We start from the raw sequence: 25,999 nt of genomic DNA on the forward strand, positions 1-25,999 counted from the left end.
CCCAGGATAAGAGATTTAATTATGAGCAACATTATTAAGCAAATTGAACAAGAGCAGATGAAACAGGACGTACCTTCATTCCGTCCGGGTGATTCCGTGGAAGTGAAAGTATGGGTCGTTGAAGGTTCTAAGAAACGTCTGCAGGCATTCGAGGGCGTGGTTATCGCTATTCGTAACCGCGGTCTGCACTCTGCATTCACTGTTCGTAAAATTTCTAACGGCGAAGGTGTTGAGCGTGTATTCCAGACTCACTCACCGGTTATCGACAGCATTGCTGTGAAACGTCGTGGCGCCGTGCGTCAGGCTAAACTGTACTATCTGCGTGAGCGTACTGGTAAGTCTGCACGTATCAAAGAACGTTTGGGCGCTAAAGCAACTTCTTAAGTTAATAGCGAACAAGGGGCTGACCGAAAGGCGGCCCCTTTTTTTGTGCCTGAAATTTGCCTTACCGCTGTCGGTGAAAATGGTAGATGGCGGTGTTCACCGGACCGCTGTCCAGCACGATCAAACCGTACTTAATGCCGATAAACTCCGCGCCACACTTTAGCGCCACACCCCGGCTGGCCAGATTCTCTTCAACGGCCAGGATCTCCACCATCTCTCTTTCCGGACTTTGCCAGGCGAGATCGACCAGATACTGCACCGCGGAGCTGGCAATCCCCTGACGCTGTTCACTACTACGCACCCAGTAGCCGATGGAACAATGATTCTGCTGCTCTCTGGAGTAGCGTAACCCTGCGCCACCCAGCAAGCGCCCGTCTTCTGCGAACAGCCCCAGTTCATTGGCATCCCCTTTATCTCGCAGCAGATGAGAGATGGCGAACCACTGGCGGGCTTCGGCTTCAGTGAATCCTGAGTGCGCCCACAGTAACCAGGGACTCAACGTATCCATTGAATCATTCACGGCTTGAGAGAATGCGGGAGCATCTTCATCACGGTAGGGCCGAAGATGGATTTTCATTGCAGGCTCTCCTTTAGCGGGATTAATCCTTAGTTATCTTCATCATAGGTTATCATTTCAACATTCACGAACGAATCTTATGTCTGCCCGTGCCCTTTATGCACGCGCAGAAAATCTAGAGTGAACGGGATGGCACGAATAAAACAGGGGAAATTTCATATATCAGTGTAAAGTTAGGTGTACATATTATTTGTGGGTTAGGGGTGCGCTTGGTTATTTATAGATATGATTTATATGGATTTATTTAAATAAGTTCAAAGGGTGATTGGTTGTGGTAATAAAAGTGTACATGCGTGGATTGAGTTTTGTATCGCATATGATACATTATCAATCACCCCATAGAGGGCTGACCTACGCATATCGAGAGAAACAGGATGACCATCATGCAAAAAGACGCGCTTAATAATGTCCATATCGCTGGCGAACAGATTCTGATCACGCCAGAAGAGTTAAAAAAACAGTTCCCGCTGAATGCAGCGCTGGAAGCGCAAATCACCGCTTCCCGCCAGACCATTGCCGATATCACCAGCGGCAAAGATCACCGTTTGTTGGTGGTTTGTGGCCCTTGCTCAATTCACGATACTGAAGCCGCGTTGGAATATGCTCGTCAGCTGAAAGGTCTCTCCGAGCAACTGAAGGATCAGTTGTACATCGTTATGCGTGTCTATTTTGAAAAACCTCGTACGACCGTTGGCTGGAAAGGCTTAATCAACGACCCGTACATGGATAACTCTTTCGATATGGAAGCCGGTCTGCACATTGCTCGCCGTCTGTTGTTGGACCTGGTTGAAATGGGCCTGCCGCTGGCGACCGAAGCGCTGGATCCTAACAGCCCGCAATACCTTGGCGATCTGTTCAGCTGGTCAGCAATTGGTGCGCGTACCACAGAATCTCAGACTCACCGCGAAATGGCATCGGGCTTATCCATGCCGGTTGGCTTTAAAAATGGCACTGACGGCAGCCTGGGCACGGCGATCAACGCCATGCGTGCGGCATCAATGCCTCACCGTTTTGTCGGCATCAATCAGAGTGGCCAGGTGTGCCTGTTGCAGACCCAGGGCAATCCGGATGGTCATGTGATCCTGCGTGGCGGCAAAAGCCCGAACTACGGCCCGGAAGATGTCGCGCAGTGTGAAAAAGAGATGCGTCAGGCGGGACTCCGTCCTTCCTTGATGATAGATTGCAGCCATGGCAATTCTAACAAAGATTTTCGTCGTCAGTCCGGCGTGGCTGAATCTGCGGTAGCGCAGATCAAAGACGGCAACCGTTCAATTATGGGCCTGATGCTGGAAAGCAATATTCACGAAGGCAACCAGTCTTCCGAGCAACCGCGCAGCGATATGCGCTACGGCGTTTCCGTTACTGATGCCTGCATCAACTGGGAAACCACGGAAACCTTGCTGCGTGAAATTCATCAGGACCTGAACGGAGTGCTGGCGGCGCGTCTGTCGCAAGAGGATTAATTATGGTGGCTGAACTGACCGCGCTACGCGATCAAATTGATGAAGTTGATAAAGCGCTGCTCGATCTGCTGGCCAAACGTCTGCACCTCGTCGCTGAAGTCGGCGAGGTAAAGAGCCGTTATGGATTACCGATTTATGTTCCAGAGCGTGAAGCCTCAATGCTGGCTTCACGCCGCAAAGAAGCTGAGTTGCTCGGTGTCCCGCCTGACCTGATCGAAGATATTCTTCGTCGGGTGATGCGTGAATCCTACACCAGCGAAAATGATAAAGGCTTTAAAACGCTGAATCCCGATCTGCGCCCGGTGGTGATTGTCGGTGGCAGAGGGCAGATGGGGCGTCTGTTTGAAAAGATGCTCACGCTGTCCGGCTATCAGGTGAAGATCCTTGATAAAGAAGACTGGGAACAGGCTGAGAGTATGCTGTCTGATGCCGGAATGGTGATCATCAGCGTACCGATCCACCTGACCGAGCAGGTGATTGCCGGGCTGCCGCCATTGCCTGACGACTGTATTCTGGTCGATCTGGCATCGGTAAAAAACAGTCCGTTGCAGGCGATGTTGGCGGCGCACAGCGGCCCGGTTTTAGGCCTGCACCCGATGTTTGGTCCTGACAGTGGAAGCCTGGCGAAGCAGTTAGTGGTGTGGTGCGATGGCCGTCAGCCAGAGGCCTATCAATGGCTGCTGGAACAGATTCAGGTGTGGGGCGCGCGTCTACACCGCATCAGCGCGGTGGAACACGATCAGAACATGGCCTTTATTCAGGCGCTGCGTCACTTCGCAACCTTCGCTTATGGCTTACATCTGGCCGAAGAGAATGTGCAGCTCGAACAGCTGCTGGCGCTCTCCTCGCCAATCTACCGGCTGGAGTTGGCGATGGTGGGCAGGCTGTTTGCTCAGGACCCACAGTTGTATGCGGACATCATTATGTCGTCCGAGAATAATCTGGCGCTGATTAAACGTTACTACGAGCGATTCGGTGAAGCTATCAAGCTGCTGGAGCAGGGCGATAAGCAGGCGTTTATTACCAGCTTCCGCAAAGTGGAGCACTGGTTTGGCGATTATGCCCAACGTTTCATGCTGGAAAGCCGTACGCTGCTACGCCAGGCGAATGACAGCCGACCGTAATCTCTCCATTAAAAGGCCGGAAACGGCTTTTTTCTATTCACTGCAAAAAACCGCATCCTTAAATATCTGCTGAGCCCTGGCTGACAGTAAAAATGCTGCCAGTGGTTGCGCACGCTCCTGACACACGGCAAAAGCATAATCAGCCGTGATTTGCCAGGGCGCGGGAATGGATAGCGTAACCAGGTTTCCCTTCTCTTTCAGCAATGGCGCGTAGCTCTGATAGCCAATAAACATCTCAGCCTGTTTGGTATTCAGTAACCAGCTCGCAGCCAGTTCTCCGGCCGGGATGGCTGTGCTTTGCGGGCCACCAACCAGTGGCATCGCTCGCTGCTTTAACGCCGTGCCTTCTCCGGGATGCGTCGCGTCAATACGATCAAAAAGCTGCCAGGTATAATCGCCTGACGGATCGCTTAATGGCGTGGACGTTGCCAGGCGCAAGTGCGGATCCCGCAACAGATCTAACCAGTCACGACCTTGTGCAGCCAGCGTAGCGGTAACGCTCAGACAGAGTTGATTGTGGGTAAACAGGGCGGTATGGATTGCCTGTCCTTTCTCAACCAAAGTCTGAGGATGGGCTGAATTGGCTGACGCAAACAGATCGCAGGCTTCGCCCTGTTCGATGCGTTGCAACAGCAGGCCAGCAGGACCAAAATCAGTCGTCACGCTGATGCCACTTTCCCGTTCGAATGCCATCATTAATCTGGGCCAGACCACCCGCAGGCTGCCGGCCGCTAAGACCGTTATGCTGCACATCAATTACCGCCAACGTAGTGAGTACGGTAGAAACGTTGATACCAGCTGTCGGCTCTTTTCTGCATATCGATATCGCTGAATTTTTCAGGATACAGCTTCTTCGCCATCCACAGTTCGCCCAGTGCCAGCGCTTCCGGCATTGGATAACCCCAGGCCTTTGCATACTCAGGCATCAGATAAACGCGGTGATTTTTTACCGCATCTACGGCTTGCCAGGCTGGCTGCTGATTGATCTCATCGATCACTTTTGGGTAACGGTCCTGTACAAAGATCACCTGCGGGTTCCAGGCGATGATTTGCTCCATCGAGACCTGCTTGAAGCCTTTGACCGTGGCTGCCGCGACGTTCAACGCACCGGCATGTGCCATCATCAACCCGGTGTATTTTCCGGAACCATAAGTCGTCAGATCCGGATTGGCCATATAAGCGCGGATCCGCCGTTCGGCAGGAATGTCTTTCAGTCGATCCGCCGTTTGCTGGCGCTCGTCAAAAGTCGCTTTAATCAGCGCTTCGGCCTGTGGCTGATGGTTTACCACCTCACCGATCAATCTGATCCCGTCCTTCAGGCCCTGGTTATAAGCCTGATCTTCGTTCTGTAACTGAGGGGTCAGTTCACCTTGCTGTTTCTCATCACCGCTACGCAGTGAAATCGCAATCACCGCAATGCCAAGGTTTTGGATCTGGTCGATCATCTCTTTCGGGGCGTAGTTGGTGACAAAAACTACCTGCGGATGCAGCGCGACCAATTTCTCCACGTCAACATGCGTCAGATCGCCCAGCGCAGGAATGGTGGCCAGCTGCGGGACCAGACGCTGATAGCCGTCTCCTAACTGTTGTTTCCAGTTACCCAGAATGCCAACCATGGTATTGGTCGCGTCGAGCTGGACTAACAGGTTCAGCGTCTGATGCTGCAGAACCACCACGCGATCGACACGATCCGGGATGGTGACCTGCCGGCCTAACTGATCGGTGACCTGACGGGCAGCCTGGGAGCAAAAAGGAGCAAGGGCGAGTAGGGCGGTAAAAGCAGCAGTCTTGAAGGCGCGCAACATGGTGATTCCCTGAGTAACGTTATATAAAGCATAATATAGCGTTAGGTCGAAAGGAGACAATGATTCTGCGCAAACAAGTCGAGGAGGCATCGGCCGGGGTTGAGATGGCCAATGCCTGGAAGGCGTTAAAGCTTATTCAGGTTCAACCGGGATAACGTTTTCGCTCGGGTAGCAACCCAGCACTTTCAGGGAACGGGTAATCGGCGTCAGCTCTTTCAATGCCTGCTGAACCTCATCGGAACGCAGGTTGCCCTGGAAATCGATATAAAACATCTCTTCCCATGGATTGCCGTTGATGGGACGGGATTCCAGCTTACTCATCACCAGGTTGTGCTGACGCAGAACCAGCAGGGCTTCTACCAGCGCACCCGCTTGCTGGCCTGTAGCCATAATCAGCGTGGTTTTAGCGGGAACCTGCGGCGTCACCTCTACCGGTTTGCGGGCGAGGATAATGAAGCGGGTGATATTTTGCTTCTGATTCGCCAGGTTACGTTCCAGTACCTGCAGCCCATAAAGATCTCCGCCTGCTTCGCTACCAATGGCGGCAACTTTAGGCGAGTTCATGGCGGCGACTTTTTCCATCGCGGCAGCAGTGCTTTCGGTGTACTCAATTTTCCAGTGCGGATAGCGATTAATGAACTGGCTACACTGCTGGAAAGGCTGAGGATGACTGTAAACCGTCTCGATTTGTTGCAGATCGGTGCTGCCGTTGACCAGCACGCAGTGATCGATCGGAATGGTCATCTCGCCGACAATTGAAAGGCTGGTCAGTTGCAGCAGGTCATAGACATCGTTGATCGAGCCGGAGCTGGTATTTTCGATCGGCAACACCGCATAGTCCGCCTGGCCGGTTTCAACCTGATTAAAGATGTCCTGGAATTTCAGACAGCCGCTTTCGATAAATGTCTCAAAATGGCGCGCGGCGTAGTTGCGTGCAGCCAGATGGGAGTAAGAACCTTTCGGGCCGAGGAAGGCAACGCGTGCGGATTGAGCCGTGGTCTTATTGAGGTGCTTTTGCAGCAGGGCTTGCTGCGTCAGCACCGAGTCTTCGATAATCAGCTGAAACAGACGCGTGATGTAATGCGCGTCCAGCTTGTGGCCTTTGCCAAGGGTAATCAGATGCTCAAGCAGGTCTCGCTCGCGGTCGATGTCGCGGATAGGGCGATGTGTTGCCATCTTCGCCGTTGCAACCTCAATCGCCAGCGCCCGGCGTTGAGCAAGCATATTCAGCAGTTGTTCATCCAGCGCGCTGATTTTATCGCGCAGGCCGAGCAGGGGATTCTCAGGGGTCATAAGGCTACCTGTCAGATGTTCATAAAAAAAAAGCCTCCCGCTGGGGAGGCTTTGTAGTTCGTCTTCGCATTCATTCTTACACGACGAATTGCCTCCCAATCAGGGGAAGGTAAAGAAGGTAAAAAAGAATGCGAAGAAGAACGGTCGTTTGTGCATTGTGCTATCCAGAACCGGAGAGCGTTTAAAGTAACCGCTGCAATTTATTTCTGTCAATAAAAAACGCGCCCTGAGGCGCGTTATCTTCCTTTTGACGTCTATTCCTGATCGATGATGCTCAGGTCTTTCACACTGGCATTGGCGCGGCGCGCTTCACCTTTATGCTGAACCTTGTTCAGCTGGCGTTCCAGTTTTCCGATCAGATCATTGATAGCCGTATACATATCATCATGCTTCGCGCTGGCGACCAGCGGGCCATTTGGCGTATTGATGGTGGCATCAGCGACAAATTCCTTCGGCTCCTTTGAAAGAACGATATGGGGTTTTATCAGGTCAGTTTGCCATTTTTCGAGCTTGGCGAGACGGTCTTCGACATGTTGGCGGATAGCCGGAGTGATTTCCATGTGCTTGCTGGTAATGTTCAGAACCATAGTGCTTACCTCTCTGTCATTTCCGTCGAATGTAGGTCCAGCATACCTCGAAAAAGAGGTTTATGCGTGATTCACATCACGTTTTTTTGTCACTTTTTGTCAATGTGGAGAAATCTGTGAGATGGGAGGAGAAATGCTGAAATGGGGGTTGTCGGGGCGCTTTTTAGCGGGCATTATTGACTGGATAACTCAGAAGAGAACTGGGCAATTAGCAGGAATTCTGAGCAAAAAAATGGCAGCCACGGGCTGCCATTTTTCATTTCAACGCTTAAGCCTGATTTGCTGCAATCAACTTAGCGACTTTGTCCGCTTCAGCATTTAACTGCAGCTGACGGTATGCATTTTCCATCAGTGGCAGTGCCGTGCGCGTAGCCTGAGTGTCCGGATAATCTTTCATCATTTGCTCAACACGGTTAACTACTGCGACATAAGCCTCGCGCTTAGTGTAGAATTGAGCAACGGATAATTCATATTTCGCCAGACGATCTTTCAGATACACCAGACGCTTTCTTGCATCTGTTGCATATTGACTGTTCGGGTAACCGCGCAGCAGCTGAGAGAAATCATGGAAGGCGTCACGCGCATGCGTCGGATCGCGGTCAGAGCGGTCGATGCCGAAAAAGCCCTGCAGTGCGCTATCGTCCAGCGCCATATCCGTCAGACCACGCATATAAATCACGTAATCAATATTCGGGTGGGTTGGATTCAGACGCATGAAGCGGTCAATTGCGGCCTGCGCCAGCGGCAAATCGGCATTTTTGTAGTAAGCGTAGATCAAGTCTAGCTGAACTTGCTGGGAGTAAGGGCCGAACGGGTAGCGGTTATCAAGCGCTTCCAGTTGCGTTATTGCTCCTTTAAAGTTACCGTCCTGCAGTTTTTGCTGGGCTGTGGCATAGATTTCAGAAGGCGGATTGTCAGGCACCGTTTCCTTCGAACCGGAACAACCAGCCAATGCCAGGCTCAACGTGGCTGCAGCCACCAGATATTTCATACGCGTCATGACGATTTGATTATCCTCAGAGTGTTATTCAGGAAGCTGTCCATGTAGCTCCCGATAGTGACCAGGTACAATAGCACATTATATTAAACGGCATCGCCGTGAAAACCCAACGTTAACGAAGAAGCTGTTTATGGCACAACAAGTAAAACTCAACGCAACGGTATCCGAATCACAACTCGGACAACGCTTAGATCAGGCTTTGGCCGAATTGTTCCCTGATTATTCTCGATCTCGTATAAAAGAGTGGATTCTCGACCGTCGCGTCACCGTCAATGGCGTAATCATCGACAAACCGAAGGAAAAAGTGCTCGGTAGCGAACAAATCGCTATTGATGCTGAAATTGAAGAAGAAGCACGCTGGGAAGCGCAGGACATTCCTTTAGACATCGTATATGAAGATGAAGACATTCTGGTCATCAACAAACCACGCGGTCTGGTTGTCCATCCCGGTGCCGGTAATCCCGATGGCACCGTGCTGAATGCACTGTTGCATCATTTCCCGGCCATCGCTGACGTGCCGCGTGCGGGTATCGTTCATCGCCTCGATAAAGACACAACGGGTCTGATGGTGGTGGCGAAAACCGTTCCAGCGCAAACGCATCTGGTGGAATCTTTGCAGTTAAGAGAAATCACCCGTGAGTATGAAGCTGTGGCGATCGGCAGAATGACGGCGGGCGGTACGGTTGACGAGCCTATCAGCCGTCACTCCACCAAGCGTACGCATATGGCGGTTCACCCAACCGGTAAACCTGCCACTACGCATTACCGCATCATGGAGCATTTCCGTGTGCATACGCGCCTGCGTCTGCGTCTGGAAACCGGCCGTACTCACCAGATCCGTGTCCATATGGCGCACATTAACCATCCGCTGGTGGGCGATCAGTTATACGGTGGCCGTCCGCGTCCGCCGAAGGGCGCGTCGGAATCATTTATTGCGATGCTGCGTAAGTTCGATCGTCAGGCTCTGCATGCCACCATGCTTCGCCTGTACCATCCGATTAGCGGCATTGAAATGGAATGGCATGCGCCGTTGCCTCAGGATATGGTTGACCTGATCGCAGAGATGAAAGCGGATACCGCTGAATTCAAGGATCAGATGGACTGGTAATGAGCCTGATCACGCCTGACTGGACGCTGCCTGCCACTGTGCGGGCATGCAGCTCAACCCGGGTGGGTGGCGTAAGCTGCTTGCCGTGGGACTCATTGAATCTTGGCGCACATGTGGGGGATAATCCTCTGCATGTGCAGGCTAATCGTCAGCGTCTGGTTGAGCTGGGCGAGCTGCCTGCAATGCCAGTCTGGCTTGAACAAGTTCATGGTACTGAGGTGCTTCACCTGACGGGCGGTCAACCTGACAGCTTAAAGGCGGATGCCGTTTACACCCGTCAGCGCGGAATAGCTTGCGCAGTGATGACAGCCGACTGTTTGCCGGTGCTTTTTTGTTCTTCAGATGGCAAGGAAGTGGCGGCGGCACATGCTGGCTGGCGAGGTCTTTGCCAGGGCGTACTGGAATCGACGCTGGCAGCATTTAATGCGCCGCCGGAAGAGATACATGCCTGGCTGGGGCCGGCGATCGGGCCAGACGCTTTTGAAGTGGGTCCCGAGGTTCGGGACGCATTTTTAGCGCAAAAAATGCACAGTGACAGGGCTTTCAGGCCTGTTGGTGAAAAATATTATGCGGATATTTGGCAACTTGCCAGAGAGCGTTTAGTCCGCAGCGGAGTGCGCCACATCTCGGGTGGCGGCCTTTGCACCCTCTCAAAACCCACTGAATTCTTCTCCTTCCGACGCGATGGCATCACCGGCCGTCTGGCAAGTTTGATCTGGCTGATATAACCTAGCGCCATAAGACGGTCCAGAATGATGTATTTTTCACCAAAATATTTAGGTCATTAAACTTGAAAATTTGAGGGATGACCTCATTTAATCTCCAGTAGCAATTTGACCTGAATGGGGGAATTATGCGTCTGGATCGTCTTACTAACAAATTCCAGCTTGCTCTCGCCGATGCCCAGTCTTTAGCCCTGGGTCGCGACAATCAATTTATCGAACCTCTCCACTTAATGAGTGCATTACTGACTCAGGAAGGCGGATCCGTACGTCCTTTACTGACCACCGCCGGTGTTGATACCGCTGCTTTGCGCAGCAGTGTTGAACAGGCTATCGGCCGTTTGCCGCAGGTGGAAGGAACGGATGGCGATGTTCAGCCTTCTGCGGACCTGGTTCGTGTTCTGAATTTCTGTGACAAGCTGGCTCAAAAACGTGCTGATAATTTCATTTCATCCGAACTGTTTGTTCTGGCTGCTCTTGAGTCGCGCGGTTCGCTGGCCGATCTTCTGAAATCTGCCGGTGTGACCACTGACAAACTGAGCAAGGCAATTGACCAAATGCGTGGAGGCGAAAACGTGAACGATCAAGGGGCTGAAGATCAGCGCCAGGCACTGAAAAAATACACCATCGACCTGACCGAACGTGCTGAGTCCGGCAAACTGGACCCGGTGATTGGTCGTGATGAAGAAATTCGTCGCACCATTCAGGTTCTGCAGCGCCGTACAAAAAACAACCCGGTTTTGATCGGTGAGCCTGGTGTAGGTAAAACCGCTATCGTCGAAGGGCTTGCCCAGCGAATCATAAATGGCGAAGTGCCGGAGGGGCTGAAAGGGCGCCGGGTGCTTTCTCTTGATATGGGTGCGCTGGTGGCCGGTGCGAAATACCGCGGTGAGTTCGAAGAGCGTCTGAAAGCCGTACTGAACGATCTCTCTAAACAGGAAGGCAATGTCATTCTGTTTATTGATGAGCTGCATACTATGGTTGGCGCAGGTAAAGCTGACGGCGCGATGGATGCCGGTAACATGCTCAAACCTGCACTGGCTCGCGGTGAGCTTCACTGCGTGGGCGCGACCACTCTCGATGAGTATCGTCAGTATATTGAGAAAGATGCGGCTCTGGAGCGTCGTTTCCAGAAAGTGTATGTGGCTGAGCCAACCGTGGAAGATACCATCGCGATCCTGCGTGGTCTGAAAGAGCGTTATGAGCTGCACCACCATGTGCAGATCACCGATCCGGCTATCGTGGCTGCGGCAACCTTATCGCATCGCTATATTGCCGACCGTCAGCTGCCGGATAAAGCCATCGACCTGATTGATGAAGCCGGTTCCAGCATTCGTATGCAGATTGATTCAAAACCGGAATCTCTGGATCGCCTGGAACGCCGCATCATCCAGCTGAAGCTTGAGCAACAGGCTCTGAAGAAAGAGACTGACGATGCCAGTATCAAACGGCTGTCTATGCTGGAAGAAGAGCTGAACCAGAAAGAGCGTGATTACTCTGAGCTTGAAGAAGAGTGGAAATCGGAGAAAGCCTCTCTTTCCGGCACTCAGACAATTAAAGCTGAGCTGGAACAGGCGAAGCTGGCAATGGAACAGGCGCGTCGTCTTGGCGATCTGGCTCAGATGTCTGAACTGCAATACGGGAAAATCCCTGAGCTGGAAAAACAGCTGGCTCTGGCTACGCAGTCTGAAGGCAAAACCATGCGTTTGCTGCGTAACCGGGTAACCGAAGTTGAAATTGCTGACGTGCTGGCTCGCTGGACCGGGATCCCTGTCGACAGGATGATGGAAGGGGAGCGCGATAAGTTACTGCGTATGGAGCAGGATCTGCATCAGCGTGTGATTGGACAGAATGAAGCGGTCGAAGCCGTGTCGAATGCGATTCGCCGTAGTCGTGCGGGTCTGGCGGATCCTAATCGTCCGATTGGTTCATTCCTGTTCCTTGGCCCGACAGGGGTGGGTAAGACCGAGCTGTGCAAAGCGCTGGCTAACTTTATGTTCGACAGTGACGATGCGATGGTACGTCTCGATATGTCCGAGTTTATGGAGAAGCATTCAGTATCCCGTTTGGTGGGTGCACCTCCAGGTTATGTCGGATATGAAGAGGGCGGTTACCTGACTGAAGCTGTCCGTCGCCGGCCGTATTCGGTGATCCTGTTGGATGAGGTGGAGAAAGCGCACCCGGATGTCTTCAACATCTTACTGCAGGTTCTGGATGATGGACGTCTGACGGATGGTCAGGGTAGAACGGTCGACTTCCGCAACACGGTGGTGATCATGACCTCTAACCTGGGCTCCGATCTGATTCAGGAACGGTTTGGCGCGCTTAGCTATCCGGAAATGAAAGACGTGGTGATGACGGTAGTCGGTCAGCACTTCCGTCCGGAGTTCATTAACCGTATAGATGAGCTGGTGGTCTTCCATCCGTTGGGTGAGCAGCATATTGCTTCTATAGCCAAGATTCAGTTGCAGCGTCTTTACGATCGCCTGGCCGATCGCGGATATGACTTACACATTTCCGATGCTGCGTTGCATAAGCTTGCTGAAAATGGCTATGACCCGGTTTATGGTGCTCGTCCGTTGAAGCGTGCTATCCAGCAGCAGATCGAGAACCCGCTGGCGCAGCAGATACTTTCTGGTGCACTGATCCCGGGTAAAACGATCGAAATGGATGTAAAAGACGATGCCATAGTGGCTCAGCAGTAATCGCGGTAAAAATAAAAATGGGCCTTCGGGCCCATTTTTGTTTAATAAGTGGTCGTAAAAGGGGCCAATTTGGCGTTTTGGGTTGAAAATTGAGCGGTTGAATGTTTTTTTGCATTTAGCCCTTGTCAGTCTCCAGAAATTCCCTATACTGCGCCTCCACTGACACGGAACAACGACTTACGAGTCACCGGGTCAGAGGTTCAGGAAGCTGAATCGCCAGAGAAAAACTTCCCAAAAAGAAGTTGACTCTGAAGGAGGAAAGCGTAATATACGCCACCTCGCAGTAAGGCGCTAAGGCACTTACCGCAACGCTCTTTAACAATTTATCAGACAATCTGTGTGGGCACTCGCAGGATTGATATCAGCGCCGCAAGGCGCAAAAAAATATCAAGCCTTAAGAGTGAACACATAATGAAATTCATTATGACGTTTTACACTTGAGCACCGCTGAACTTGTTTCAGCAAATCGAACTTTTAATTGAAGAGTTTGATCATGGCTCAGATTGAACGCTGGCGGCAGGCCTAACACATGCAAGTCGAACGGTAGCACAGAGAGCTTGCTCTCGGGTGACGAGTGGCGGACGGGTGAGTAATGTCTGGGAAACTGCCTGATGGAGGGGGATAACTACTGGAAACGGTAGCTAATACCGCATAACGTCTTCGGACCAAAGTGGGGGACCTTCGGGCCTCACACCATCGGATGTGCCCAGATGGGATTAGCTAGTAGGTGGGGTAATGGCTCACCTAGGCGACGATCCCTAGCTGGTCTGAGAGGATGACCAGCCACACTGGAACTGAGACACGGTCCAGACTCCTACGGGAGGCAGCAGTGGGGAATATTGCACAATGGGCGCAAGCCTGATGCAGCCATGCCGCGTGTATGAAGAAGGCCTTCGGGTTGTAAAGTACTTTCAGCGGGGAGGAAGGCGATAAGGTTAATAACCTTGTCGATTGACGTTACCCGCAGAAGAAGCACCGGCTAACTCCGTGCCAGCAGCCGCGGTAATACGGAGGGTGCAAGCGTTAATCGGAATTACTGGGCGTAAAGCGCACGCAGGCGGTCTGTCAAGTCAGATGTGAAATCCCCGGGCTTAACCTGGGAACTGCATTTGAAACTGGCAGGCTAGAGTCTTGTAGAGGGGGGTAGAATTCCAGGTGTAGCGGTGAAATGCGTAGAGATCTGGAGGAATACCGGTGGCGAAGGCGGCCCCCTGGACAAAGACTGACGCTCAGGTGCGAAAGCGTGGGGAGCAAACAGGATTAGATACCCTGGTAGTCCACGCCGTAAACGATGTCGACTTGGAGGTTGTGCCCTTGAGGCGTGGCTTCCGGAGCTAACGCGTTAAGTCGACCGCCTGGGGAGTACGGCCGCAAGGTTAAAACTCAAATGAATTGACGGGGGCCCGCACAAGCGGTGGAGCATGTGGTTTAATTCGATGCAACGCGAAGAACCTTACCTGGCCTTGACATCCACGGAATTCGGCAGAGATGCCTTAGTGCCTTCGGGAACCGTGAGACAGGTGCTGCATGGCTGTCGTCAGCTCGTGTTGTGAAATGTTGGGTTAAGTCCCGCAACGAGCGCAACCCTTATCCTTTGTTGCCAGCGAGTAATGTCGGGAACTCAAAGGAGACTGCCGGTGACAAACCGGAGGAAGGTGGGGATGACGTCAAGTCATCATGGCCCTTACGGCCAGGGCTACACACGTGCTACAATGGCGCATACAAAGAGAAGCGAACTCGCGAGAGCAAGCGGACCTCACAAAGTGCGTCGTAGTCCGGATCGGAGTCTGCAACTCGACTCCGTGAAGTCGGAATCGCTAGTAATCGTAGATCAGAATGCTACGGTGAATACGTTCCCGGGCCTTGTACACACCGCCCGTCACACCATGGGAGTGGGTTGCAAAAGAAGTAGGTAGCTTAACCTTCGGGAGGGCGCTTACCACTTTGTGATTCATGACTGGGGTGAAGTCGTAACAAGGTAACCGTAGGGGAACCTGCGGTTGGATCACCTCCTTACCTGAAGATACTCTCCCGCGTAGTGTCCACAACAGATTGTCTGATAGAAAACGTAATGAGCAACAGTAACAGAGTCCCCATCGTCTAGAGGCCCAGGACACTGCCCTTTCACGGCTGTAACAGGGGTTCGAATCCCCTTGGGGACGCCATCTCCTGATAATGAGTGAAAGACATTATCAACCCGTATCTCAAAACTGATTCTCTCCGCAAGGACGAGTCACGTTTGAGATATTTGCTCTTTAACAATCCGGAACAAGCTGAAAATTGAAACGACATGTCGTTTTCATTCTCCGTAATAAGAATGAAATCAACGATATGTTCGAGTCTCTCAAATGCTTACAACAGCAATGTGTCTTTCGGGACGCTTGTGGGTTGTGAGGTTAAGTGACTAAGCGTACACGGTGGATGCCTAGGCAGTCAGAGGCGATGAAGGGCGTGCTAATCTGCGATAAGCGTCGGTAAGGTGATATGAACCGTAATAACCGACGATACCCGAATGGGGAAACCCGGTGCACTTTGGTGCATCATTGCAACATGAATACATAGTGTTGCAAGGCGAACCTGGGGAACTGAAACATCTAAGTACCCAGAGGAAAAGAAATCAACCGAGATTCCCCCAGTAGCGGCGAGCGAACGGGGAACAGCCCAGAACCTGAATCAGTTTGTGCATTAGTGGAAGCGTCTGGAAAGTCGCAGGGTACAGGGTGATACTCCCGTACACAAAAATGCACTTGCTGTGAGTTCGATGAGTAGGGCGGGACACGTGACATCCTGTCTGAATATGGGGGGACCATCCTCCAAGGCTAAATACTCCTGACTGACCGATAGTGAACCAGTACCGTGAGGGAAAGGCGAAAAGAACCCCGGCGAGGGGAGTGAAACAGAACCTGAAACCGTGTACGTACAAGCAGTGGGAGCACCTTCGTGGTGTGACTGCGTACCTTTTGTATAATGGGTCAGCGACTTATATTCTGTAGCAAGGTTAACCGTATAGGGGAGCCGAAGGGAAACCGAGTCTTAACTGGGCGTTAAGTTGCAGGGTATAGACCCGAAACCCGGTGATCTAGCCATGGGCAGGTTGAAGGTTGGGTAACACTAACTGGAGGACCGAACCGACTAATGTTGAAAAATTAGCGGATGACTTGTGGCTGGGGGTGAAAGGCCAATCAAACCGGGAGATAGCTGGTTCTCCCCGAAAGCTATTTAGGTAGCGCCTCGTGAACTCATCTTCGGGGGTAGAGCACTGTTTCGGCTAGGGGGCCATCCCGGCTTACCAACCCGATGCAAACTGCGAATACCGAAGAATGTTATCACGGGAGACACACGGCGGGTGCTAACGTCCGTCGTGAAGAGGGAAACAACCCAGACCGCCAGCTAAGGTCCCAAAGTCATGGTTAAGTGGGAAACGATGTGGGAAGGCACAGACAGCCAGGATGTTGGCTTAGAAGCAGCCATCATTTAAAGAAAGCGTAATAGCTCACTGGTCGAGTCGGCCTGCGCGGAAGATGTAACGGGGCTAAACCATGCACCGAAGCTGCGGCAGCGACGCTTATGCGTTGTTGGGTAGGGGAGCGTTCTGTAAGCCGTCGAAGGTGGACTGTGAGGTCTGCTGGAGGTATCAGAAGTGCGAATGCTGACATAAGTAACGATAAAGCGGGTGAAAAGCCCGCTCGCCGGAAGACCAAGGGTTCCTGTCCAACGTTAATCGGGGCAGGGTGAGTCGACCCCTAAGGCGAGGCCGAAAGGCGTAGTCGATGGGAAACAGGTTAATATTCCTGTACTCGGTGTTACTGCGAAGGGGGGACGGAGAAGGCTATGTTAGCCGGGCGACGGTTGTCCCGGTTTAAGCATGTAGGCGGAGAGTTTAGGTAAATCCGGACTCTTTTAACGCTGAGGTGTGATGACGAGGCACTACGGTGCTGAAGTAACAAATGCCCTGCTTCCAGGAAAAGCCTCTAAGCATCAGGTAACACGGAATCGTACCCCAAACCGACACAGGTGGTCAGGTAGAGAATACCAAGGCGCTTGAGAGAACTCGGGTGAAGGAACTAGGCAAAATGGTGCCGTAACTTCGGGAGAAGGCACGCTGGCGCGTAGGTGAAGGGACTTGCTCCCGGAGCTGAAGCCAGTCGAAGATACCAGCTGGCTGCAACTGTTTATTAAAAACACAGCACTGTGCAAACACGAAAGTGGACGTATACGGTGTGACGCCTGCCCGGTGCCGGAAGGTTAATTGATGGGGTTATCCGCAAGGAGAAGCTCTTGATCGAAGCCCCGGTAAACGGCGGCCGTAACTATAACGGTCCTAAGGTAGCGAAATTCCTTGTCGGGTAAGTTCCGACCTGCACGAATGGCGTAATGATGGCCAGGCTGTCTCCACCCGAGACTCAGTGAAATTGAACTCGCTGTGAAGATGCAGTGTACCCGCGGCAAGACGGAAAGACCCCGTGAACCTTTACTATAGCTTGACACTGAATATTGAACCTTGATGTGTAGGATAGGTGGGAGGCTTTGAAGCGTGGACGCCAGTCTGCGTGGAGCCAACCTTGAAATACCACCCTTTAACGTTTGATGTTCTAACCTGGCGCCGTAATCCGGCGTGGGGACAGTGTCTGGTGGGTAGTTTGACTGGGGCGGTCTCCTCCTAAAGAGTAACGGAGGAGCACGAAGGTTAGCTAATCACGGTCGGACATCGTGAGGTTAGTGCAATGGCATAAGCTAGCTTGACTGCGAGAGTGACGGCTCGAGCAGGTGCGAAAGCAGGTCATAGTGATCCGGTGGTTCTGAATGGAAGGGCCATCGCTCAACGGATAAAAGGTACTCCGGGGATAACAGGCTGATACCGCCCAAGAGTTCATATCGACGGCGGTGTTTGGCACCTCGATGTCGGCTCATCACATCCTGGGGCTGAAGTAGGTCCCAAGGGTACGGCTGTTCGCCGTTTAAAGTGGTACGCGAGCTGGGTTTAGAACGTCGTGAGACAGTTCGGTCCCTATCTGCCGTGGGCGCTGGAAGATTGAGAGGGGTTGCTCCTAGTACGAGAGGACCGGAGTGAACGCACCACTGGTGTTCGGGTTGTCATGCCAATGGCATTGCCCGGTAGCTAAGTGCGGAAAAGATAAGCGCTGAAAGCATCTAAGCGCGAAACTTGCCTCGAGATGAATCTTCCCTGGGCCTTTAAGGCCCCTGAAGGGACGTTGAAGACTACGACGTTGATAGGCCGGGTGTGTAAGCGCAGCGATGCGTTGAGCTAACCGGTACTAATGACCCGTGAGGCTTAACCTTACAACACCAGAAGCGTTCTGGTGGTGTCTGAGAGACACGAACAATATTTTCAGCTTGAACCGGATAAATTTGCGCGGCCCTATGGCGGCGTGAATAACAGAATTTGCCTGGCGGCTTTAGCGCGGTGGTCCCACCTGACCCCATGCCGAACTCAGAAGTGAAACGCCGTAGCGCCGATGGTAGTGTGGGGTCTCCCCATGCGAGAGTAGGGAACTGCCAGGCATCAAACAAGCAGACAAGCCTCATGCGAAAGCATGGGGCTTTTTTGTGTGCGTAAAAAGCAAAAATCCACGCCAGACCCGCCTCAAAACGGCTCCCGGACTCCCCAGGCCCGCCTGATAACGGCCAAAACCCACCACTGAAATCCTGAAGCACCCCAAAACCAGAAAACTAAAACGCCGTGCTGACGCACCACGCCCTTCATTTATGGCGATCTTAAACACTTACTCTATAATCCGACCTGCTTCACAGTTCTGTAACGTTAATACTTAAAACAATTCATTAACATCTTGCCGGTAAGGTTTACTACCGGTTGTTGTTTCACTTCTATCGCTAATTATTAGCAAGGAATAATAAAAGAGGTTAATTCTATGGCAGATGCCACGTCAGAACGGCAGCCTGAGGCTACGGCCGATGCGCTCTCCACGCGCCAACGTATCTGGGCAATTGTTGGTGCATCATCAGGGAATCTGGTCGAATGGTTTGATTTTTATGTCTATTCATTCTGTTCTCTCTATTTTGCTCACGTCTTTTTCCCGTCAGGAAACCCAACAACTCAGCTGTTACAGACCGCAGGCGTCTTTGCCGCTGGCTTTCTGATGCGACCCATCGGTGGCTGGCTGTTTGGCTACATTGGCGACAAGCACGGTCGTAAGAAATCAATGCTGATTTCGGTCTGCATGATGTGTTTCGGATCGCTGGTGATTGCCTGTTTACCGGGTTACGACACCATCGGTGTCTGGGCGCCGGCTTTACTACTGTTAGCGCGTTTGTTCCAGGGGCTGTCTGTAGGCGGCGAGTACGGCACCAGCGCAACCTATATGAGTGAAGTCGCTGTAGAAGGGAAGAAGGGATTCTATGCTTCATTCCAGTATGTCACCCTGATTGGTGGGCAATTGATGGCACTGCTAACCGTGGTGGTGTTGCAGCAGATCCTGAGTGATGAAGAACTTCGTGCATGGGGCTGGAGAATACCGTTCGCAATCGGAGCCGTGCTGGCCGTCGTTGCACTCTATCTGCGCCGTTCCCTGAATGAAACATCCGATCAGAAAACCCGTCAGCATAAAGATGCCGGATCGTTGAGAGGTCTGTGGAAACACCGTCGCGCGTTTATTATGGTGCTTGGTTTTACGGCGGGCGGCTCGCTAAGCTTCTATACCTTTACCACCTATATGCAGAAGTATCTGGTAAACACGTCGGGTATGGATGCGCGAACGGCCAGTATGCTGATGACCGCTGCACTGTTCATTTTTATGCTGATTCAGCCGTTGATTGGAGCGTTGTCAGATAAAATTGGACGCCGGAGCTCAATGCTGATCTTTGGTGGGCTGGCGGCGATATGTACCGTGCCGGTGCTGACATTGCTGCAAAACATCAGCAGTCCGTGGGGGGCATTTGGACTGGTCATGATCTCACTGCTGATCACCAGCTTCTACACGTCGATCAGTGGGATCCTGAAGGCAGAGATGTTTCCACCGGAGGTACGCGCGTTAGGTGTGGGACTGTCTTACGCGGTAGCCAACGCTTTGTTTGGCGGTTCAGCAGAATATGTGGCGTTGTCGCTGAAGGCGGCGGGCAGCGAGACCAGCTTCTTCTGGTATGTCTCGGCGATGGGGGCCGTTGCATTCCTGGTGTCGCTGATGCTGCACCGAAGAGGGAATGGCATCAAGCTTTAACGGGCAAGACTCCATAACGTGTAGCCGGTGGCAGCACCGGCTACATCCCAACTGAAATCTTTCCAGCTCCAGCCAGAACCTCCCTCCCGACTGTCGTACAACTCTTTCGCCGCGCCCAAACTGAGCGCAAACATCAAGCCAAAGCTGGCGCTTCGGCCTTCGCTCCAGTGTTGTTTATCGCCATAAGCACTTCCCGCCGCCGACAGTACCGCAGAGGAAACAAAATGCTCCGCTTTATCCTTGCCGGTCCAGCTGTCGTTGGCCATATGGGTACAACCGGTGCAACAGAGAACCATCAGCAACACGAGTTTGCGCATTACTTCTCCTTAAAAAAAAGCCCCGTCACTGACAGGGCCTGATTTAAGCGAACTTACAGAATGCGGCTAATCAGCCTGTCGATACGGATACGGCGCAGACGGCGGATCAGCTTACGCACTTTAAGCGGGTAATCGGCAATGCTTTCCAGATCGCGGAAGTGTTCAACCACGGTGGTGTTTTGACGGATCAGCGCCAGCTCGTGGCGGCTTTGCTCAACCAGCTGCTGGAGTGGATCGTGGATGAGGACGGCATTTTCCAGATCGAGACGCCATGCGCGCGGATTCAGGTTATTCCCGGTAATAAGCAGCCATTCGTCATCTACCCACATGCCTTTAAGATGGTAGCTGTTCTCGCCGTCTTTCCACAGGCGAACCGTCAACTGGCCGTTAGTGACGTAATATTGCAAACGGCTCAGGAAGCGGCGCAGGTTGATCTCATACAGGTAAGGCAGGGCACCGATAATCTTGAACGGCTGATCTTCAGGGATGTAGAAGTCATTCGCCGTTTTATCCCCGACGATGATCTCAACTTCGCGGCCCTGACGCAGTAACCAGATAATGTTGCGCACCAGGATGGCGGGCATATTGAAGTACGGAGTACAGAGCGTCAGCTTTTGCTCAGCACAAGGCATCAGGTGGAAGATGGTTTTGTTGAGCAGGCTGCGTTTGCCCAGCCCAACTAACGGAGTCACTGCCAACTGTTCATTATTGGCATCGCCTTCGAACTCATAATCAAACCCGCGCAGATCCTGGCGGAACTGACGAGTTTCATTTTTGATTTCCGGACTTTTTGGCCGCTCATGCTGATCGAGACGATGCACCGCTTCAGCCTGGATAAGGTTGGTTTCTATCCAGTCGAACATGGTGTTAGCCAGCGTGGGATTGGTAATCAGCTGATAGCGGTCATAACGGTATTTATCATGCTGATGCAAGTAGACGTCATTGAGGCTGGCACCGGTGTAAAAAAGGGTATCATCGATGATCGACCCTTTCAGATGCAGCACGCCTAAGGCTTCACGGGTATTTACCGGCACGCCATAAACGGTGATGTGAATGTCAGGGTGAGCATCTGCCAACTCACAATACCAGTCGGCATTGGTTGCCGTACGCGCTGCGCCAATACGACCACGCTGTGCGCGGTGCCAGTCCACAAGGACACGGACATCCAGCTCAGGGCGAAGGCGTTTGGCTTCATACAGCGCGTTGAGAATGCTGCGACCACCGTCATCGTTTTCCAGATAAAGCGCCACAATACAGATACGATGTTTCGCACCGGCGATTTTCTCAAGCAAAGTCTTACGGAAATCAGCCGCTGAATACAGCGTCGTGAAGTCAGCAGCCGACTGAGACAGTTTTGGCAGTTGCGCAAGGTGCTGTTGGTGTTTATTACGTTTGAATTTAGACAACATCACAGTGCGTATCTTCTCTGTTCATAGAATGGCCTTTTGCCATAAAATCATCACCCTAACCGCGAATATTACCATTAGTCGGGCCCGATGGTTTTAGTTTTACGTTTCCAGACATTATCAGGGTGGCGAAAAAGGCAGCGAAAGGGCCACAATGCCGTCTTCAATCTGCACATCAACCCTAAATCCCAGTTTGCGTGCCAGCGTAATCATCCCCTGATTGCCCGGCATGGTAATACCGTTTAACTGCTGTAACCCATGTTGACGGGTATAGATAATCATTTTCTCCAGCAGCCGCCGACCCAGGCCCAGCCCTTTAAGATCGGAACGTACCAGCACGGAAAACTCCGCATCGATGTTATCGGCATCGGAAATAGCACGCGTCACACCAATGATCTCATCACTGCCATTTTGCTGACGGACAGCAACAAAGGCCATCTCTCGATCGTAGTCGATCTGCGTCATGTTAGCCAAATCGTCATGAGTGAACTCATTGATCTCACTGAAATAGCGATAATAAAGATCTTCCTTCGTCACCCGGCTAATGAACTGGCGTAACAACGGCTCATCTTCAGGCAGGATCGGGCGGAACAGGCAGCTCTCGCCATTTTTCATCTCAACCCATTCTTCAAGCGCATGAGGATAAGGGCGAATAGCCAGACGCGCTTCGGGATCGCCGACAAAATCAGCCAGTTGCATGGTGACATCCAGCAGTGAGAATTCAGACCCCGACGCCAGTAGAGGATGAATGTCCAGCCGCACGATCTCAGGGCAATCAACGATCAGGTTGGAAACCTGCACGAGCACCTGGCTGATGCCGGCAATATCCAGCGGCTGGAGCGCGCTGCGGCTGCGGATTTTACCGCTCTTGATGGCCTGAATAACCAGATAGCGCGCCAGCGTCATATTCAGCGGCGGTAAAGCAACCACCGCCTGTTTGTCGGCTTGCCACTCAATGCCACCTTCTCCCAGCATGATCATCGGTCCAAACACCGGGTCCTGTTCTACCACAATTCTTAACTCCTGGGCTCCGGCACGGTTGGCCATGCTTTGCACTAAAAGCCCATGAATATTTGCCTGCGGCAAGGCCAGTTTGACGCGATCGATAATGGCTTCTGCTGCCTGCTCAACTTCGCTGGCGGTGCGCAGATACAGCATCACACCCTGAACCTCCGACTTATGGGGAATGTCCGGCGACCGCAGTTTCAGCGCAACGGGATAGCCAATCTGACCGGCGATGTGCACCGCTTCGGCACTGTCGCTAGCAATCCAGGTTGGCAATGTATTGAGCCCATAGGCGCGTAAAATGGCCTGAACTTCATGCGTGTCGAGCGTAATGGCGCCATCTTCCAGCGCCTGGCGGATCAAATGATGAGCCTCAGCGGTATTCGCCGTCAGGTTCGGCGGCAGAGCCGGCGTTTCACGCAACTGCTTCTGGTTGCGACGGTACTCCACCATATGCATAAAGGCGGTGACCGTCCCTTCAGGCGTGCGGTAGGTTGGGATACCGGCATCACTGAACAACCGGCGCGCATCCAGTGAAGAGAACTCTCCGCACCAGTTGGTCAACAGAGAAATCTGTTTGGCGCGGGGATGTTTAAGGATGGTTTCAATCAGCCTTTGTGCAGTCAGCGTGGCGGGTGCGACAGCGCTGGGAGCGTGAATAATCATCAGCGCGTCAATGTCCTGGCTATCCAGCAAGCGCGAGACCACCTGAAGATAGCGATCCGGTGTGGCATCATCCTTTAAATCCAGCGGATTACCTGCGCTGATCTCATCAGGCAGCAGGCTTTGCAGGTCAGTGAGCAGTTCCTCACTTAATTGTGCCAGCTTGCCGTTTCTGGCATCCAGCGCATCAAGCGCAAGTGCCGCGGGGGCCGCGCCATTACTGACGATCATCAACCGCTCGCCGCGCAACGGGCGCATATGGCTAAGCGTTTCTACCGCTGAGAACAGCTCATGGGTGTCCTGTACCCGCAACAAACCCGCGCGCTGGATAGCGGCATCCCAGGCGGCATCAAGGCCGGCATGGGTTTTCAGTAATTGTTGTGCCTGCTGACTGCGACCGCTTTTGATCACCAGAATCGGTTTATTCCTTGAAGCACTGCGCGCCGCAGAAACAAAGCGCCGGGCGTCGCTGAGATGCTCCAGATAGAGCAGGATCGCGCTGGTTTTGCCATCTCTGGCGAGGAAATCCAGCAGGTCGTCGGCATCAATATCCAGGCTGTCGCCAAGTGCAATAAACCAGGAAAATCCGAGTTGCCGTTGCTGAGCCCAATCCAGGATAGTATTAGAAACTGCGGCAGACTGAGAGATAAAGGCGAGTTTTCCCTGTTGAATCGGGACAGGGGAGAAGCTGGCGTTTAAGCCCTGCCAGGGAGCCAGCAGGCCAAGACTGTTGGGGCCAAGCAGACGAATTTGCCACTCGCTGGCACACTGCTTTAGCGCATCAAGCTGACTGGCGGGCGCCGAAAGAATGATGCAGGCTTTACAGCCGCGCTCACCCAGCGCTTTCAGCAAGTCGAGGTTGCGGCTGGCATGGGTACAGAGGACAGCAAGATCGGGTGATAAGGGCAGGCTGGCGATATCAGGCCAGGTGAGCACGCCACAAACGGCCTGGTATTTCGGGTTGACCGGCAGGATTGGGCCGTTAAAACCGCCCGCCAGCAGGTTACGCATCATCAGATACCCAGCGCGATCCGGTCGTGAAGAGGCACCAATCACCGCAATCGATTTAGGTCTTAACAGCGCTTCTAATCCGCGTTGGCTCATTTCCCCTCCCTTCGAAAAGATTCATCCTGATTCTAACGCTTTCTGGCCAGTCTGCCGCACTCAGCCGGAAAACAGCGTTAAGGATAAAGCGATCAGGGAATAACTTCCTCGTGCGAAGCCGCATTTTGATGAAGTGGGTGATGCGGTTTGCCGGCTAAATAGCGATGGCGGAACAGGTCGAAATGGCGGAACAGCGCTTCACCGGCCGCAGTATCACCTGCCTGAAGCAGCAGCTCAGCCGCCACTTCCGCGGTACAGTGCTGACCTTCGCCATGCACTTCACGCAACTGATAGTTCGACGGTCTGGTCAGCGTCAACGACATCACCGGGAAGGTATCCAGCCAGGGGCTTTTACGGAACATCTTACGGGCTTCAGTCCAGGTGCCATCGAGCATGATAAAGAGGGGCGGTTTGCCTGTCATCGGCGGGATGTTCATCACCGGACGCCCGGCATCGGCATAGGACTCGGGGAAAACGACTACCGGCTGAACATCGGGATTTTGCACCGCCGCCAGCAGTGCCGGATCGGGATCGATGCGTGACCAACCAAAGGCTTGCGTGTCCGGCAGTATATCAGCAATTAAGCGACCGGTATTGCTTGGCTTCATTGGTTCTGTATCAAACATCACCAGACAGAAACGGCTGCGGGCTTGCTGCGGCGCCATCGTTGCGCACAGGCAGTTTTTCCTCGGCAGCAGGCAGCGTTGGCAACGAATGGTACGGTTTCCGCGTGCCAGGAAGGGGCGAGTGGCGCGAGCAAGGCGTTCGGCGCGCAGGCGCAGGACAGCGTTTTCAGTCATGAGCGTTAATCTGAGGAAAACGTCATTCTAACGGGATTGGCGGTTAAGCAGTAGTGGCCAGGCAAGCCTGACCACGGAGGGAAGATCAGATGTTTTCGTTCAGCCATTCATCGAATTGCGTCTTCGGCATTGCGCCATTGAGCATATCGACCATCTTGCCCTGCTTATACACCATAATGGTAGGAATACTGCGGATACGGAAACGGGCGCTAAGCTCAGGCTCCGCTTCGGTGTTCACCTTAATAAAGCGCACTTTACCGTTACGTTCGTCAGCGACGTTTTCATAAACCGGGGCGAAGTTGACGCAAGGGCCACACCACGGCGCCCAGAAGTCGATCACCACAGGCAGTTCATCCTGCAGATATTTATCCAGCGTGGCGGCAGTGGCGTTAACCACTTCACCGGTAAATAATTCGCTGCCGCAGCGGCCGCATTTCGCGCCATCAGTGATACGCTCTGGCGGAACGCGATTCGTCGCCTGGCATGAAGCACAAACCGTATTCATTGATTCACCTCGGTGATGAGTAGGGGGTAAGCATTCACTTACCGCATTCCTGAGTAAAAGTGACGATAATTATGGTTGAGAGAGTCTCAGCCAACAAAGTGGTTTGTTCAATGGGTATAATAGGCTGTGGCTGACAGAATTTTCAGCATCTTCAACCCGGGAGAAGCGCGCTCTCTGCCCGGATAACGCGTGCAACGCGGTTTTAGTGGAAGTTGATAGCTAAGCGCCGCCACAT

Annotated in this window: 18 protein-coding genes, 1 tRNA gene, 3 rRNA genes and 1 other annotated feature; of the genes, 11 read left to right on the top strand and 11 right to left on the bottom strand. The window is 52.7% G+C overall.

The window, feature by feature from the left end; genetic code table 11:
• The first annotated feature begins 21 nt into the window (after nt 1-21).
• The gene (gene rplS / locus AC0IXH_RS23365; RefSeq protein WP_013203485.1) at nt 22-384 is read left to right on the top strand and encodes a 50S ribosomal protein L19; all 363 of its coding nucleotides are present in this window, start codon (nt 22-24) and stop codon (nt 382-384) included.
• 61 nt (nt 385-445) lie between these two features.
• Here the strand turns inward: rplS and AC0IXH_RS23370 are convergent, their stop codons facing one another.
• Complete coding sequence (locus tag AC0IXH_RS23370) at nt 446-961, bottom strand: GNAT family N-acetyltransferase (RefSeq protein ID WP_471721089.1); 516 nt, start codon at nt 959-961, stop codon at nt 446-448.
• Between the two features lie 383 nt (nt 962-1,344).
• Here AC0IXH_RS23370 and AC0IXH_RS23375 point away from each other — a divergent pair, with 383 nt between their 5' ends.
• Together AC0IXH_RS23375 and tyrA are read left to right on the top strand one after the other, a co-directional pair.
• Entirely contained in the window at nt 1,345-2,424 is a 1,080-nt protein-coding gene (locus AC0IXH_RS23375; protein ID WP_206403679.1) for a 3-deoxy-7-phosphoheptulonate synthase, read from the top strand.
• Between the two features lie 2 nt (nt 2,425-2,426).
• Nucleotides 2,427-3,548 carry a bifunctional chorismate mutase/prephenate dehydrogenase gene (gene tyrA, locus AC0IXH_RS23380; protein ID WP_471721090.1) on the top strand — a complete coding sequence of 374 codons (1,122 nt, stop codon included), beginning with the start codon at nt 2,427-2,429 and terminating at the stop codon, nt 3,546-3,548.
• A 33-nt stretch (nt 3,549-3,581) separates the two neighbouring features.
• Here tyrA and AC0IXH_RS23385 read toward each other — a convergent pair whose 3' ends face one another.
• The 5 genes from AC0IXH_RS23385 to bamD form a co-directional block, all read right to left on the bottom strand.
• Nucleotides 3,582-4,301 carry a substrate-binding domain-containing protein gene (locus AC0IXH_RS23385; RefSeq protein WP_471721091.1) on the bottom strand — a complete coding sequence of 240 codons (720 nt, stop codon included), beginning with the start codon at nt 4,299-4,301 and terminating at the stop codon, nt 3,582-3,584.
• Complete coding sequence (locus AC0IXH_RS23390) at nt 4,301-5,353, bottom strand: ABC transporter substrate-binding protein (RefSeq protein ID WP_471721092.1); 1,053 nt, start codon at nt 5,351-5,353, stop codon at nt 4,301-4,303. The genes AC0IXH_RS23385 and AC0IXH_RS23390 overlap by 1 nt, the downstream gene beginning before the upstream one ends.
• A 132-nt stretch (nt 5,354-5,485) precedes the next feature.
• A complete protein-coding gene (gene pheA, locus AC0IXH_RS23395) occupies nt 5,486-6,646 on the bottom strand; it encodes a bifunctional chorismate mutase/prephenate dehydratase (RefSeq protein WP_053143930.1) in 1,161 nt (386 codons plus the stop codon).
• 23 nt (nt 6,647-6,669) lie between these two features.
• Nucleotides 6,670-6,803, bottom strand: a sequence feature (Phe leader region).
• Nucleotides 6,804-6,900: 97 nt separating this feature from the next.
• Nucleotides 6,901-7,233: a ribosome-associated translation inhibitor RaiA gene (gene raiA / locus AC0IXH_RS23400; RefSeq protein WP_013203478.1), complete on the bottom strand. Its 333-nt coding sequence runs from the start codon at nt 7,231-7,233 to the stop codon at nt 6,901-6,903.
• Nucleotides 7,234-7,501: 268 nt separating this feature from the next.
• Nucleotides 7,502-8,233: an outer membrane protein assembly factor BamD gene (gene bamD / locus AC0IXH_RS23405; RefSeq protein WP_013203477.1), complete on the bottom strand. Its 732-nt coding sequence runs from the start codon at nt 8,231-8,233 to the stop codon at nt 7,502-7,504.
• 130 nt (nt 8,234-8,363) lie between these two features.
• On the opposite strand from bamD, the gene rluD reads away from it, so the two are divergent.
• The 8 genes from rluD (at nt 8,364) to AC0IXH_RS23445 (ending at nt 19,964) form a co-directional block, all read left to right on the top strand.
• Nucleotides 8,364-9,341, top strand: coding sequence for a 23S rRNA pseudouridine(1911/1915/1917) synthase RluD (gene rluD, locus AC0IXH_RS23410; protein WP_013203476.1), 978 nt, complete (start codon nt 8,364-8,366; stop codon nt 9,339-9,341).
• Nucleotides 9,341-10,069, top strand: a complete 729-nt coding sequence (gene yfiH, locus AC0IXH_RS23415) for a purine nucleoside phosphorylase YfiH (RefSeq protein WP_471721093.1) — start codon at nt 9,341-9,343, stop codon at nt 10,067-10,069. Before rluD ends, yfiH begins: the two co-directional genes overlap by 1 nt.
• A 125-nt stretch (nt 10,070-10,194) precedes the next feature.
• On the top strand, nt 10,195-12,768 hold the full coding sequence (gene clpB / locus AC0IXH_RS23420; RefSeq protein ID WP_471721094.1) for an ATP-dependent chaperone ClpB: 2,574 nt from the start codon (nt 10,195-10,197) through the stop codon (nt 12,766-12,768).
• A gap of 475 nt (nt 12,769-13,243) precedes the next feature.
• Nucleotides 13,244-14,784, top strand: a 16S ribosomal RNA gene (locus AC0IXH_RS23425).
• Between the two features lie 73 nt (nt 14,785-14,857).
• Nucleotides 14,858-14,933, top strand: a tRNA-Glu gene (locus tag AC0IXH_RS23430).
• 229 nt (nt 14,934-15,162) lie between these two features.
• Nucleotides 15,163-18,069: ribosomal RNA gene (locus AC0IXH_RS23435) — 23S ribosomal RNA — on the top strand.
• A 106-nt stretch (nt 18,070-18,175) separates the two neighbouring features.
• A 5S ribosomal RNA gene (gene rrf / locus AC0IXH_RS23440) occupies nt 18,176-18,291 on the top strand.
• The 16S, 23S and 5S rRNA genes sit together here with 1 tRNA gene alongside, the layout of an rRNA operon.
• Before the next feature lie 368 nt (nt 18,292-18,659).
• The gene (locus AC0IXH_RS23445; protein WP_206403704.1) at nt 18,660-19,964 is read left to right on the top strand and encodes an MFS transporter; all 1,305 of its coding nucleotides are present in this window, start codon (nt 18,660-18,662) and stop codon (nt 19,962-19,964) included.
• Here AC0IXH_RS23445 and AC0IXH_RS23450 read toward each other — a convergent pair.
• The 5 genes from AC0IXH_RS23450 to trxC all read right to left on the bottom strand — a co-directional run bounded on the left by AC0IXH_RS23450 (nt 19,961) and on the right by trxC (nt 25,764).
• Nucleotides 19,961-20,281 carry a YfiM family lipoprotein gene (locus tag AC0IXH_RS23450; RefSeq protein ID WP_013203472.1) on the bottom strand — a complete coding sequence of 107 codons (321 nt, stop codon included), beginning with the start codon at nt 20,279-20,281 and terminating at the stop codon, nt 19,961-19,963. The two genes, AC0IXH_RS23445 and AC0IXH_RS23450, sit on opposite strands and share 4 nt — an antisense overlap.
• Nucleotides 20,282-20,334: 53 nt before the next feature.
• Entirely contained in the window at nt 20,335-21,690 is a 1,356-nt protein-coding gene (gene pssA, locus AC0IXH_RS23455; RefSeq protein WP_013203471.1) for a CDP-diacylglycerol--serine O-phosphatidyltransferase, read from the bottom strand.
• Nucleotides 21,691-21,807: 117 nt separating this feature from the next.
• On the bottom strand, nt 21,808-24,459 hold the full coding sequence (locus AC0IXH_RS23460) for a bifunctional acetate--CoA ligase family protein/GNAT family N-acetyltransferase (RefSeq protein ID WP_134822593.1): 2,652 nt from the start codon (nt 24,457-24,459) through the stop codon (nt 21,808-21,810).
• 92 nt (nt 24,460-24,551) lie between these two features.
• Nucleotides 24,552-25,259 carry a tRNA-uridine aminocarboxypropyltransferase gene (locus tag AC0IXH_RS23465; protein ID WP_013203469.1) on the bottom strand — a complete coding sequence of 236 codons (708 nt, stop codon included), beginning with the start codon at nt 25,257-25,259 and terminating at the stop codon, nt 24,552-24,554.
• 85 nt (nt 25,260-25,344) lie between these two features.
• Complete coding sequence (trxC, locus tag AC0IXH_RS23470; RefSeq protein WP_013203468.1) at nt 25,345-25,764, bottom strand: thioredoxin TrxC; 420 nt, start codon at nt 25,762-25,764, stop codon at nt 25,345-25,347.
• Between the last annotated feature and the right edge of the window lie 235 nt (nt 25,765-25,999).

It is taken from the genome of Erwinia sp. AC075, assembly GCF_979253995.1.